The organism is Ammoniphilus oxalaticus (assembly GCF_003609605.1).
In the GTDB taxonomy this organism is placed as follows: Bacteria; Bacillota; Bacilli; order Aneurinibacillales; family RAOX-1; genus Ammoniphilus; species Ammoniphilus oxalaticus.
In genome coordinates, this window is the sequence record NZ_MCHY01000006.1 from 493,056 (window position 1) to 506,497 (window position 13,442).

Genomic DNA, 13,442 nt, shown 5'->3' on the forward strand with positions numbered 1-13,442 from the left:
TGTCGCGGCGCCACTAGCTTTTCGACAGACAAGGGGCTATATTAGAATGGATATTATTCATTGAATGGGGGAGTATGATGACCAACTATTTGCCAGCCTACTTAACCGAGCGGGATGGGTCTCTTTGGTTAACGGAAGACGAACATGATAATCTGAAAGTGAGTTATCGGATTAAGGAAATTGTATTTAAAGAGAAGTCATCTTTTCAAGAAGTGATGATTTTAGATTCTTACCACTTTGGGCGGATGCTCGCGCTCGATGGTATTGTGCAAACGACAGCTATCGATGGCCACATTTACAACGAAATGATTTCGCATGTTCCAATGGCGGTTCACCCTAATCCGAAAAAAGTATTAATCATTGGTGGCGGTGATTGCGGTGTAGCGAAAGAAGTATGTAAGTATGAACAAGTGGAGCAGGTCGATATGGTTGAAATTGACGAGCTTGTCGTTAAAGCTTGCAGGGAGCATTTGCCGGAAGTGTCGGGACGACTGTCTGATAAGCGTGTCCATTTTATTTTTGATGATGGGGTTAAATTTGCTCAATCGAAAAAGAGTGAGTACGATCTAATCATTGTTGATTCATCCGACCCGATCGGTCCAGCCCAAGCGTTGTTCGAAAAAAGTTTCTATGAAAGCCTACATACTGCATTAAAAGAGGATGGCGTGATGGTCTGCCAAAGTCAGTCGCCAATCTTCCATGTGGACGTGATGAAGCAAACGCGCAACCGAATTTCTGAACTTTTCGATGAGACAAAAATGTACACAGCAGTTGTTCCCACTTATCCAGGCGGTTTTTGGAGTTTTACCATTGGGGCAAAGCAATCGATTCAGCCGAACGCCTCCAAAGTAAGCGGGAAAGAAACGAAGTACGTCAATGAACAAATCGTAGAAAGTTGTTTTGCGTTGCCTCAATTTCTTGTGAAGACGCTTGAAAGTTAATGTCATAATTTCCCAGGAAACAAGTGGATGAACATAAAAAAACACCGCTCCTCGAGTTTTGGACGGTGTTTTTTTTGTATCTCTTTGGAGATCGACTATGTTGTTTAGTATTCTAATACAATTCGGTTTTCGCATGTTTCTTGGAATTTCCGAACAGCTGCTTGTGTGTCCACGGTGTATCCAATCTCATTTAACGTTACGCCAATTAACTCAATTGCTCTGGCGAACATGTCGTTCGTAGCGTTCCCCATATGGCCCACTCTGAACGCCTTGCCCGCTAACGAGGCAAGCGCTCCAGCAACGACAACCCCTTTATCTGCTAAAGCGGCTCTAAATTTTCCATCGTCAATGCCTTCTGGATAAATGAAGCAACTTAACGTAGAGGCTGCAATCGCTTCATCTGCCAATGCTTCCATACCGTAAGTCGCCAGCGCGGCGCGAATCGCTTTCGCAGAGATCGTGTGGCGGTTCCACCGTGTTTCTAATCCTTCCTCCATAACCAATTGCAGTCCGCGGTGATAAGCGTAAATTAAGTTTACCGGTGGAGTCGCAAAGTACTTCGCAGGATTTTCCATCACCGGCTGCCATTTTTTAATATCGCTATAGTAGGCGTTAATGCGTCCTAACTTTTCTCTCGCCGCTAACGCTTCAGGGCTAAAGGCGACGATCGCGATGCCTGGAGGAACCCCGATCGCTTTTTGCGAACCTGTCAAAATGACGTCGATTCGGTGGTTTGAAGCGCCGTATTCTTTCCCCATATCTTCGTCCATCGCTGCTGTTGCGCAGACACCGTCTAGAATAAATAATGCGCCCGCTTCTTTCACCACTGGGACAAGTTGCTCTAAACTTGCGGCAACACCTGTTGATGTATCCGCATGGGAAACAGTGACAGCCTTAAAGCCGCCTTCAGCCAATTTCGCCCGAACTTGTTCTGGATCGACATGTTGTCCCCATTCCGCTTGAATCGTTTCAGCTTGAATACCAAACGCTTCAGCTATATCTATAAATCGATCGCCAAAAAATCCGTGACTGACGACTAAAATCTTTTCTCCTGGAGCAACGGTATTAACGAGCGCCATTTCCATCGCAACGGTCCCAGAACCAGCGAGGACAAACACTTCACCGTCTGTATTAAATAATTGCTTTGTTAAAGCAATCGACTCTTTGAAAATTTTAACAAAACGCGGATCGGTATGACCCCATGTTTCTTGCGCAAGCGCATCGTAGATTTCGCCCGTAACAGGAGTAGGCCCTGGCACCAATAACATCTCTTTATTTCGTTTCATCTTGTGTCCTCCTTAAACTATCCAGTATTCAGTTCTTCTCCTCATCCTTGTTTTTACCTTTAATTAAAATGTGAACAATTGAAGAAAGTCGGGGTGTGAATGTTCAGTTTTTTAATCTGCGGATTAAAGACAAACTTTTCTCTATCATGTAAATTTAAGCGGAAAATTATGCATGCTTGTCCATATTTTACACGATTCGCATTTCAAAGTGGGTGAAAAACTGTGTTGGATGATAACCTTTTTTCCTTTAAACAATTAAAGTGTTTTAAAAATAATAGCTATCCATGCTCATTTTGGCAAGTGGACAATTAAAGAATTTCTACTCTATTTTTCAATTTCGCGCGGATCAGCTAATCTTATTATAAGGAATATATTCGTTACATAACAGGGTAAATTCATAAAAAGTTGAATTAATGAAAAAGCTTAAGTTTTCTGTCATCTTTGTGGGTGGTGAAGCGAAGGGGGAGAGGAGGCCGATCTCTATCCCCCGTCATGAACAGATAAGCTTGCGTTTTTTTCGCGCAACATCTTTTCAGCTCGTTTAGCCGCCTCTAAAATATCACGTGTATAAGGAAGCCAAGCGACCGCGGCATCTTGGCTTGTCGCTCCTAATGGAATACAGGCGTCGATGCCAGGTTTAAGCAGTCGACATCCAGCGGGGCGTTGTTCGCTCGTTAAACGACAGCCCATCTGTGTCAAATGTACACATTCGCCTCCTGTGGAAAAGTCGAATACTTTTCCAATCGCGTTCGTATGGGCGGGACGAATGAAATAAGCCTCATCAAAAATAGACATTCCTTCACGCGGATCTCCGTCCCAAATATCAACCGCCCATTCACCGGAAGCAAACTTTTCAGTTAGCGCGGTGACACTGATCGATTCAAAATCCGAAGGCAGGGCAGAACCCGCATAATATTTACAGCAGGCCCCTTGGCAAGTTGCGCACAACTGTTCATCCGTATAGTTTACTTTCGACACAATCATCCCTCTTTTCAGATGAAATATCTCCCTGAATTCGCTCCTTACTATTATTGTAACCGATAGTAAAGGTATTCTAAATGACGATAACTTAACAAATTTTGAACAAATATTAAAAACGCTACGGAATATATTGAATATTATAACACCTTTAAATAAGTGAGGGAAAGGCAATGGCTGAACAATGATTTGGAAGCAGTTGGATGATATGGTTTTTGATGTGGTTATGTTAAAATATAATTAATTTGCTTATAAAGATCATTGAAGCGTAAATTAATCAAAGGGTACTGAAGAGTCAGAAAACTGTTGCAAATGGCGAGTAGTTTCGATAATATAAAAAAAAGTAGATGATGAAATGCCCTTTATCAAAGGAGATCTCCGATCCAATTGAAAATGTTACGATTTGTCTAGAGATATGATTTGTCAAAAGGTAGGGATGATTACCTTCTAGTTAAGGGGGATGGAAACAGATGAATACATTGACACATGAGATTTATAATGAATTGCGATGGTTTGTAGGCCGACAAGTCGGTTTGATGACGATTTTGTCCACTGAAAATGATTATGAATATTACCATGAAGGCAGGATGCAATTGGAGTTACGTAAAATTAAAGGGTTTGGAGAAGTCGTTGATATTCTTCTAGCAAAGGATGAGGGCAGCAAAGGAGCTACTTTTGAGTCCAAACAATTGCGAGAGTATATGTTAGATAATCGTGAGGTGGAAGACCATCTCGTTAAAACGTTAACGATCTATTTAAAAGATGGATCAATGTTCAGTTTAACGGCTAAGTACGTGGTCGATGACCAGCATACTGATATTACAATATCAGATGAATACGCGCGTTTTTTATTTAATTTAATTGGATAACGGAGAATGTGATAAGGAGCCGCGACAATGGCTCCTTTTTTTCCTTGACATCGATTTTTACATAGACTAGCTTGCTTATTTTCGCTATACAAGTTTGCCATCTTTGTTATAATGTTGAGCATATTAAATTTATAGGATAGGGGTTGGCGCGCATGTTATACGTAGCAATGTTACCGATTATTGATGAACAATTGAATGCAAAGGTTCGTCCTGCTCATCTTGCATATTTAGATGATCTTTACAAACAAGGAAAAGTCTTATCAGCAGGTCCATTTACAGATAAAAAAGGCGGCATGGTTATTTACCGCGCTCATTCGTTTGAAGAGGCGAAAGCGTTAGCTGAAGCAGACCCTGTGATTGTTGAAAAAGCCCGTACACTGGAATTACGCGAGTGGAATTCTTTGCCGTTCCCGCTCGGTGAATAAAGATGAATGAGGTGATTCACAAACGATGGTGATTACAGATGATGCTTGTCTGTTTATCCAGCAATTAATGAACAAGTTAAGTCGTGACGGCGTTCGAATCGGCTACAATGAAAAAAGTAGTTGAGGTTTATCCGCCTTTCGCTTGACTCTGGATGAGATCAAAGAAGGAGACATTGTAATAAAAGTCAATGGGCTAACGGTCGTTTATGGGGAAGAGGCCGCCGCGCATATCCATCGTTTACATATTTCGTATGTTAATGGTAGGCTTGAACTGAGAGATGCGGGAGGTCTTTGATCGTTGGACGGGCGCCCTCCCCGTAACGGGTTCTCCCGCCAATCACTTTCGGTTATAATATAATGAGAAATTAAAACAAGTGAGGCGAGTAAATAAACATGAATAAATTTACAGAAGCAATCGCCGTGACAAGCCCGAATCATCCAGCTTCTATTTTCTTTTCGCAGGATTTAAAGCTGTCCATGCGTTACACATATAACGATCTCATTCGGATGGAAAAATGGGTGACAAAGCGCTACCCAACTCCGACAGAGATTCCCAAGGATGAACATTATAATATTATGGCTTTGGGCTTGTATCTCGGCCAAGTGTTGGTTCACAGTTTTGCTGGAGCTTTTTGGGAGTATGAGGATATTGAAAATCCATTTGATGCTCGTGTCATCATTCCGATTGAAGGGGAGGAAGCTCCTTTGCAATTAGATCCTTTTACATGTGTGTTTATGTACATCGTTGAGAATCGAAAAGAATACTCAATGATCGAATGGTATAGCGCGATTCGTTCCATTTACGAAGGTAAGGAGCCGCGAAGTAAGGGATCCAAAAAAATGATTCATTGAACTGCTAGATCAAAAAGGGACTGCTTCGGCAGTCTTTTTTGTTAAGTCAAGAATTAAACTCAATCTTACCTGGTTCAAGACTTGACGATGTTATAAGAGCGCTATACGATAATTAATATTTAGGTCTCTTGTGGCTGTTCGGGCGCAAGAGAATGAATGCGGTTACAATTCGTGATGATCTCAAAAGGGGGAGAATCTATAATGAAGCAACAGTTTATCGATGAGATAAAAAAGCGGGCGAAACCACTACATACGAATGATGACTTGGATGCAATAGTGGAAGCGATTGGCGATACGCGAATTGTGTTACTAGGCGAAGCAACCCACGGCACCGCAGAATTTTATAATTTGCGGACCGAGCTAACGAAAAAACTAATTACAGAGAAAGGCTTTACGACGCTTTCGATTTCAGGGAACTGGGTCCCTTTTTATGAAGTGACGCGTTATATTAAAGGGCATGCGCACCAAAACGGGGATTTAGCCGCTTTACTTCCCGAATGGTTCAATGAGTTTCCAACTTGGACAAGAGCCAATGAGGAAATGATTCCGCTTTTTGAATGGTTACGAGAATACAATCAAGGGTTGCCAGAAGCGGAAAAGATCGGATTTTACGGGGATGACCTCAAAAGCTTGTGGCTGTCATTGGATGAAGTCATTCAGTCTACGGAGCGACTTGGATCGCCAGAATTAGTAGATCTGGCCCGTAAGATTCAAGCGGGATTGGCGACGAGTCAGGAAAACCCGCAGGTTTATGGATTGAATGCGATCTTCTTCAATCAATCGTGTGAGGCCATGGTGACCGAACTCCACCAGAAATTAGCAGAAGCGCGGGGAGGGTATAAACAAAACCCGTCCGATGACGAGTTAGCCGATGAAATCAACGCTCTTGTGCTACGCAACTCAGAACACTATTGGCGATCAATGGCGATGGGTGGACCTGACAATTGGAATATTCGGGCCCGTCATATGGTCCAAGTGATCAATCGATTGATCGAACGTCAAGGGGAAAATGGAAAGATTATCGTGTGGGGTCATAACACGCACATGGGCGATGCGCGCGCAACGGAAGGGATGCCAGCCGAAGGGTTTGTGAATGTCGCTCAGCTAATGCGAGAACATTGGGGTGACGACAATGTTTATGCAGTTGGTTTTTCTACGAATACAGGAAAAGTAATTTCCGCGAAAGATTGGAATCATCCTTTTGAGGAAGTGGAAGTACGGGCGGCTCATTCGGGTAGCTGGGATGCCTTGCTTCACGAGGCGGGGGCAGAGGATAAGATTTTAATCTTCGGTAAAGATGAACCGATTTTCTCGACACCGCTACCGCAACGGGCGATTGGCGTCGTTTATCATCCCGATCACCAGGCCGAATATCAGACCTACGTGGCCTCGCGGTTGTCTGATCGATATAATGCGTTGATCTACGTCGACCATACGCATGCGGTCAAACCATTATTACCGAAGGGCCTGAACTAAAATTTTCAAAAAAGGGTTGTCGGGAAAGTCAGGACAGGAGTTGACTTATCCTGACGCCTTTTTTTATTTTTTTAATTACCGCATATTGACGTAATTCTGCCTTGTCAATCCATTAAATTTGTTAGGTAAATCTACCTATTTAAAAGCGGAAACTGGGGAAAGATAAACTTGTTTTCTTTTTTAGACGTTCCAGACGAAGGAGAGATGAAGATGAGCAAGATTATTCATGCGTGGTCTATCCTAGATAAACTCTACTTTAGATGCAGTCGATTAGAATTTGTTGATGAACAACGCGATAACATTTTCCGAGTACGTCTGCTCACGTATCGGGGACCCAGTCTATCCTTCGAAGATGGAACGACGATTCAATCCTCGGATCTTCTCCTAAAAATTCATTTACATAATTATCGGCTCATGAAAGAAATGGAATCCATTGACCATGACATCAAACGCGCTCTTTATGTTTATCAACGTGTCAAACAGTCTCTGCCGGGCTTGGCTCATTTTTTTGTCAATCATCCCCAATGTGATGACATCAAAGCGTTATTAGGCATCACGGTCTTAAACCGAGGCGTCAAGCCTTTAGGCTTTCAAGTCAGCAAGATTAGCAACCCCGCTTATAGGACATTAAAAGGATGGTTCCAATTGCCAATGATGATGTTACTCCAACCACATAAAAGGCTGACCCTTTTGAAAAAAGGCCCGCTCGCTCCAAATTATTTGATGATGACGAAGGAACAGTTAGTCAATCGGTACTTTAAAGTAAAGTAAAGTTATAAAATAAAAATAATTGTTATGTTAAGAGGCTTATGCTAATATTTCTAGTGGGTAACTTAACTGAAAATAGAAAAATTATATGAAGTGAACGAAGGAGCGCATGGTTGGAATACAAATGCGCGACTCAGGGAGAATAATTGGGTGTTGGCAGGCCGACATCTAGCGGAATAGAAAAAAACCTCCATCTAGATCGGTTGATGGAGGGACGTTATAAGTAGTCATCTTTGTCATCCATGTCAACGTGCGTGAGGTCTGTCACGATGTCTTCGTTTACTTGGACTTGCAATGTTTCTCTGCCGGTTAAAAATTTAAAAATACCGTTGTTGAAGTCAGTTCCGAACTCTTTAAAGAAAATGCCTTCGTATACGACGTTTTTTGTATGTTTAAAGACAAGATGATAATGTTGCTCCTCTTCGACAAGATAAGCGCGAACACCTTTTTGATAACGCTTGTCAGGATTCTTTAAATAACGGGCCACCGAAATAATATGAAGATCAACAAAAGGGATTTCCCGCAGCAATGCGTTGATAATTGAACCTCTGGCGATTTGTTCCCAACGACTCTGCGCGGTTTGCCCAAGAATGATTTGGGTAATATTTTTTTCCCTCGCAACTTCTGCAATCACTTTCGAAATTGGTCTTTTTTCATTGTCCTTAATAATAAAGGCATCGGCGCTATGCTTTTTAGCCAGTTGTTTCCATCGTGTAATATAATTCGTTTTCTCCGCGTCTAAATCATCAAATGGATTCGGATCGACAGTGAGGATGAATAGGGGACAATCGAGCATATTCGCAATTCTACAGCCCCGTTGAATCAGTCGTTCTCCATTTGGACCATAATATACGCAAACAAGGATGCTTTCATCCATCCGTTCCTTCATTCTCGTCATACGTTCTCACCCCTTCACTGCTATAAGATTTACCAAAAAAACGATTGACTTGCTATGAATATAACCTATGCCACATCAACAGTCAATCTTTCATTAAAACGCTCTCAAAAGCGGTCTGCTACTAGAATGGCGCTGCAATGGAATAATAATGAAAAGGCAGGGTTCAAAGCGGTCCATTCATTTCAGAACGCCTTGATTAAGTAGGTCAAAGCGCTAAAATAAGTAAAGCAAAGCATCGAGATTTGGCTCGCAAAGGAGGAGTTTTTAATTTGTCTTGGTTGCATCTTATGATTTTAGTTCCATTTATATCCGCTTTATTTGTCCCTTTTATATATAATCGCTTTACCCCGAAACTGCATATCGGTTGGATCATGCTCTTGGTTCCGCTATCGATATTTGTCTACCTGTTTCAATTTATATCCGATATTTCCAATGGATTTTCTTACCTCGAAACTGTCCCCTGGTTGCCAGCCTACGATATCAATTTTACAACATATATAGATGGGTTAAGTTTGGTGTTTGGGTTGTTGATCGCTGGAATTGGGTCGCTCGTCATTCTTTATTCGATTTATTACTTGTCAAAAGAGCGTGAAGCGTTACATAATTTTTACATTTATTTGCTCTTATTTATGGGCGCCATGCTCGGACTTGTCTTTTCGGATAACATCTATGTGTTGTATGTGTTTTGGGAAATCACGAGCATCTCTTCCTTCTTATTAATTGCGTATTGGTATGAGCGGGAGCGATCGCGTTATGGAGCCCAAAAGTCGATGCTGATCACGATCTTTGGCGGTCTGGCGATGTTAGCGGGTTTGATTATGCTTTCCTTAATGGCGGATACAAACAGTATTCGGGAAATGGTCAATCATGCGAGTATTATTTTTGAACAATCGTTGTTTATTCCCGCCTTGATCTTGATTTTGTTAGGGGCGTTTACAAAGTCTGCCCAGTTTCCATTTAGTATTTGGTTGCCAGACGCGATGGAAGCGCCGACGCCAATCAGCGCCTACCTTCATTCAGCGACGATGGTTAAAGCGGGCATTTATTTAGTCGCTAGGTTGACGCCTGTTTTTGGGGGATCGGCAGAATGGTTTTGGATTGTATCATCGGTTGGTTTGATTACGTTGTTGTATGGTTCCGTGAACGCGGTAAGACAAACGGACCTAAAAGCTCTATTGGCCTATTCGACGATCAGTCAATTAGGATTAATTATGTGTTTGCTCGGTTTAGGATCTGTCGCTTTATTTTTCGGACAGGCTAGCGAGTCTGCGGTGTATGCGGTCGCGATCTTTGCCGCAATTTTCCACCTCGTCAATCACTCGACATTTAAAGGGTGTTTGTTCATGGTGATCGGGATTATTGACCATGAGACGGGAACGCGCGATATTCGTCATTTGGGCGGGTTGATGGGACTCATGCCTGTTTCGTTTACATTGACGATCATCGGTAGCTTTGCGATGGCGGGATTACCGCCGTTCAATGGTTTTTTGAGTAAAGAGATGTTTTTCACCGCGGTCTTAAACGCTTCAGAGATGACAGAGTTTAAAATCGGGTGGTTTGGCGCGATACTGCCTTTCCTTGCGTGGATTGCCAGCGTGTTTACATTCATTTATTGTATGGTCCTTGTATTCCGCACGTTTAGAGGAAAGGTTAGACCGGGCAGACTCGATAAAAAGGTACAAGAGGCTCCAGCGGGGATGTTAATTTCTCCGATTATTTTAGCGGCATTCGTCATTATTATTTTCTTTATTCCGAATGTATTCGCTCATTATTTGTTTATACCGGCTTCACTTGGCGTCCTTCCTTCCTTTGCCGGAACAGGAAATCTAGATATTCGTATCTCAGCCTGGCACAGTTGGTTGACTCCTGAATTGTGGATGACAATTGGCGTGATCGTGTTGGGGACTTTACTCTACCTGACATTGAGAAGATGGGTTCGTTTATACTTTTTGTATCCGCAAGTGATCACGTTTAATAACTTGTATGATTTTGGAATTGCGATTACGCAAGATGTGTCAAGGTGGATCACGAATCGGTATATGACGGGATTTATTCGGGATTATCTTGTCTATATTTTTACTTTTCTTGTGATCATTGTTGGCGGGGGATTTTGGTTATTTAACGGGTTTTCATTCGATTCGTCGCAAGACGCGCCGATTACCTTTTATGAAGTCGGCATCGTGCTGGGGATGGTCGCGACCGCGTTGACCGTGTTGTTTTCAAACTCGAGACTCACTTCGATTATCGCGGTGGGCGGCTTAGGTTTTCTGATAGCTTTCTTCTTCGTGCTATTTCAGGCGCCCGATTTGGCTCTGACACAGCTTGTTGTGGAGACGATTACGACGGCGTTGTTCTTGCTCTGTTTTTATCATTTGCCTAAATTACGCAAGGAAATAAGCCGCGTCCCGTTTAAAATTGGGAATGCGATTGTGGCTCTTGCGGGGGGCGCTGTGTTCACCCTTGTGGCGTTATCAGCGAATGGACACCGTGTGTTTGATTCGATTTCAGGCTATTACAAGGATTCTTTTCCGCTTGCAGGCGCCAAAAACATGGTCAATGCGATTCTCGTAGATTTTCGGGGAGTGGATACAATGTTGGAAATCCTCGTTTTAACGATCGCGGGGATGGGGGTTTACACATTAATTAAACTACGCTTGGCTGGGGGGGATAAAAATGAAGGAACCGAATGATGTCATTATTCGCAGTGTGACGAAAGTAGCCGTGGTGATTATCTTTACATTCGCGATCAACCTGTTTGTGTCGGGGCATCACCAACCCGGCGGCGGGTTTATTGGCGGCTTGGCTTTTACATCGGCCATCCTTCTGTTATTCCTCACATTTGATCTTGAGACCGTGCGGAGCAAGTTTCCTGTTGATTTTAAAGTCGTGGCCGCTTCGGGCGTATTGATCGCTGTGTTGACGGGTGCCGGATCGATGATTCTCGATATGCCTTTTCTCACACAAGCGTTTGGTCACATTGATCTCCCCGTATTTGGTCAGACCGAGATTGCGACGGCTGTCCTGTTTGATGTGGGGGTCGCGCTAGCTGTAATCGGTACGGGCCTGACTATAATCATGAGTATAGGTGATGATCGATAATGGAAACGTTGATGTCTATCTTGGTTGGCGTCTTGTTTGCGATAGGTCTTTATTTAATCTTAACGAAAAGTTTATTGCGAATTATTTTGGGAACATCGATCGTGGGGCATGCTGTGAATCTATTGATTATGACGATGGGCGGCTTGAAAAAAGGGGGTCCGCCACTACTCGGTTTAAAAAACCAGACGTTTACGGATCCCTTGCCGCAGGCCTTGCTGTTAACCGCGATCGTGATTAATTTTGCGATTACCGCCCTGTTTATCGTGCTGTGCTATCGGGCTTACATCGTATTGGGCACGGATGATACCGAGCAATTGAGAGGAAATGAACATGAATAATCTAGTAATCTTGCCGATTGTCATTCCTGTGATCACGGGAATGGTGATGGTCATCTTTAGAAGAGACATTAAACTTCACAGGCTACTTAGTTTGGCCGCGACTTTATCGATCTTGGGGATTGCGATTCTGCTTATGAATCAAATTAACGCGCTGGGGATCCAAACGTTGCAATTAGGGGGCTGGGAAGCTCCGTTCGGCGTGAGTATGGTCGCGGATATGTTTGCGATGTTGCTAATCTTGGCCACAAGCGTTGTCGCAACGTGTTGTTTGATCTATGCGTTCCAGACGATTGGCAAAGAGAGGGAGAACTTTTACTTTTATCCTTTATTTTTATTTCTCATTGCGGGAGTAAACGGCTCATTTCTAACAGGGGATATTTTTAATCTATTCGTTTGTTTTGAGGTGATGCTCGTTGCTTCTTATGTGTTGATCTCACTGGGAGGAACGAAGCTCCAACTTCGCGAGTCGATTAAATATATTTTAGTCAACGTCATTTCATCTTCTTTATTCCTTGTTGCGATCGCCTATTTATATGCGATGACGGGTACACTGAATTTTGCCCACCTGTCGCTGCGTATCGCTGAAATGGGACAAGATGGCTTGATGACGACCGTTTCTTTTTTGTTTTTAATCGTCTTCAGCTTAAAAGCAGGCCTGTTTTTATTCTTTTGGTTGCCTGGTTCGTACGGAGCTCCACCCACCGCGATTGCCGCGATCTTTGCTGCATTGTTAACGAAAGTCGGGATTTATTCGATTATTCGGATGTTTACGCTCGTCTTTTATCACGAACCGCAAGCGACCCATTTATTGATCGGGATCATGGCTGCGGCAACGATGATTCTCGGGGCGATTGGAGCGGTCGCGTATGCGGACATCAAACGCATTTTAACGTATAACGTCGTTGTCGGCGTTGGCTTTATTTTGGCCGGGGTTGCCTCGTTTACACCCGCTGGTTTGACAGGTTCTGTTTATTATTTAATCCACGATATTGTTGTGAAGGCGCTCATTTTTCTGCTCGGGGGAACGATCATCCACCTGACAGGAAAGAACAAGTTGAAAGAGATCAGCGGTCTAATTCGTCTTTATCCATCATTAGGTTGGATGTTTTTCATCGCAGCTCTGTCGCTAGCTGGGATTCCACCGTTAAGCGGATTTCTCGGAAAAATTTTCATTACTGAAGGGACCTTTACGGCAGGTTACTTTTGGTTAGGAGGCATCGGGCTGTTTACGAGCTTGATGGTGTTGTATTCGATTATGAAAATCTTCATGAGCGCTTTTTGGGGCTACACCGACTATGAAGAGGGTGAGCTAGAATCACCGAAAGGCTTGCTGTTTCCGATCGGCCTATTGACCTTGATGACGATTGCCCTTGGCTTAGGGGCGCAAGGGATCAGTCAATATGTCGATGTGGCGATTGAAGGCTTAATGAATACACATCTCTATATTGATGCGGTGTTAGGGTTGAATCCGAGAATCTAGAACAGCATAGTTGGAAAGGATGGTGGAACCCG

At 43.2% G+C, this 13,442-nt stretch carries 13 protein-coding genes; 10 read left to right on the forward strand and 3 right to left on the reverse strand.

The window, feature by feature from the left end; translation table 11 throughout:
• Positions 1 to 77 precede the first annotated feature (77 nt).
• Positions 78 to 941, forward strand: coding sequence for a polyamine aminopropyltransferase (gene speE, locus BEP19_RS04460; RefSeq protein ID WP_120188611.1), 864 nt, complete (start codon positions 78 to 80; stop codon positions 939 to 941).
• A gap of 104 nt (positions 942 to 1,045) precedes the next feature.
• On the opposite strand, the gene BEP19_RS04465 is transcribed toward speE, so the two are convergent.
• Positions 1,046 to 2,227 (reverse strand): pyridoxal-phosphate-dependent aminotransferase family protein, encoded by a 1,182-nt coding sequence (locus BEP19_RS04465; RefSeq protein ID WP_120188612.1) that lies wholly within the window; start codon positions 2,225 to 2,227, stop codon positions 1,046 to 1,048.
• A gap of 480 nt (positions 2,228 to 2,707) precedes the next feature.
• A complete protein-coding gene (locus BEP19_RS04470; RefSeq protein WP_120188613.1) occupies positions 2,708 to 3,205 on the reverse strand; it encodes a YkgJ family cysteine cluster protein in 498 nt (165 codons plus the stop codon).
• Positions 3,206 to 3,675: 470 nt separating this feature from the next.
• Between BEP19_RS04470 and BEP19_RS04475 the strand changes: the two genes are divergently transcribed.
• The 5 genes from BEP19_RS04475 to BEP19_RS04495 all read left to right on the forward strand — a co-directional run bounded on the left by BEP19_RS04475 (position 3,676) and on the right by BEP19_RS04495 (position 7,598).
• On the forward strand, positions 3,676 to 4,074 hold the full coding sequence (locus BEP19_RS04475; protein WP_120188614.1) for a hypothetical protein: 399 nt from the start codon (positions 3,676 to 3,678) through the stop codon (positions 4,072 to 4,074).
• A 152-nt stretch (positions 4,075 to 4,226) separates the two neighbouring features.
• Positions 4,227 to 4,499 carry a YciI family protein gene (locus BEP19_RS04480; protein ID WP_120188615.1) on the forward strand — a complete coding sequence of 91 codons (273 nt, stop codon included), beginning with the start codon at positions 4,227 to 4,229 and terminating at the stop codon, positions 4,497 to 4,499.
• A gap of 393 nt (positions 4,500 to 4,892) precedes the next feature.
• Positions 4,893 to 5,351 (forward strand): hypothetical protein, encoded by a 459-nt coding sequence (locus BEP19_RS04485; protein ID WP_120188616.1) that lies wholly within the window; start codon positions 4,893 to 4,895, stop codon positions 5,349 to 5,351.
• 201 nt (positions 5,352 to 5,552) lie between these two features.
• Positions 5,553 to 6,827 (forward strand): erythromycin esterase family protein, encoded by a 1,275-nt coding sequence (locus BEP19_RS04490; RefSeq protein ID WP_170145256.1) that lies wholly within the window; start codon positions 5,553 to 5,555, stop codon positions 6,825 to 6,827.
• Positions 6,828 to 7,037: 210 nt separating this feature from the next.
• The gene (locus BEP19_RS04495; RefSeq protein WP_120188618.1) at positions 7,038 to 7,598 is read left to right on the forward strand and encodes a YkoP family protein; all 561 of its coding nucleotides are present in this window, start codon (positions 7,038 to 7,040) and stop codon (positions 7,596 to 7,598) included.
• 214 nt (positions 7,599 to 7,812) lie between these two features.
• On the opposite strand, the gene BEP19_RS04500 is transcribed toward BEP19_RS04495, so the two are convergent.
• Positions 7,813 to 8,493 (reverse strand): universal stress protein, encoded by a 681-nt coding sequence (locus BEP19_RS04500; protein WP_120188619.1) that lies wholly within the window; start codon positions 8,491 to 8,493, stop codon positions 7,813 to 7,815.
• A 269-nt stretch (positions 8,494 to 8,762) separates the two neighbouring features.
• Here BEP19_RS04500 and BEP19_RS04505 point away from each other — a divergent pair, with 269 nt between their 5' ends.
• The 4 genes from BEP19_RS04505 to BEP19_RS04520 are packed head-to-tail and all read left to right on the forward strand — an operon-like array spanning position 8,763 to position 13,410.
• Entirely contained in the window at positions 8,763 to 11,183 is a 2,421-nt protein-coding gene (locus BEP19_RS04505; protein ID WP_120188620.1) for a Na+/H+ antiporter subunit A, read from the forward strand.
• On the forward strand, positions 11,167 to 11,592 hold the full coding sequence (locus BEP19_RS04510; protein WP_120188621.1) for a Na(+)/H(+) antiporter subunit B: 426 nt from the start codon (positions 11,167 to 11,169) through the stop codon (positions 11,590 to 11,592). The genes BEP19_RS04505 and BEP19_RS04510 overlap by 17 nt, the downstream gene beginning before the upstream one ends.
• Positions 11,592 to 11,930: a Na(+)/H(+) antiporter subunit C gene (locus tag BEP19_RS04515; protein WP_120188622.1), complete on the forward strand. Its 339-nt coding sequence runs from the start codon at positions 11,592 to 11,594 to the stop codon at positions 11,928 to 11,930. The genes BEP19_RS04510 and BEP19_RS04515 overlap by 1 nt, the downstream gene beginning before the upstream one ends.
• Positions 11,923 to 13,410 carry a Na+/H+ antiporter subunit D gene (locus tag BEP19_RS04520; RefSeq protein WP_120188623.1) on the forward strand — a complete coding sequence of 496 codons (1,488 nt, stop codon included), beginning with the start codon at positions 11,923 to 11,925 and terminating at the stop codon, positions 13,408 to 13,410. The genes BEP19_RS04515 and BEP19_RS04520 overlap by 8 nt, the downstream gene beginning before the upstream one ends.
• Positions 13,411 to 13,442 lie beyond the last annotated feature (32 nt).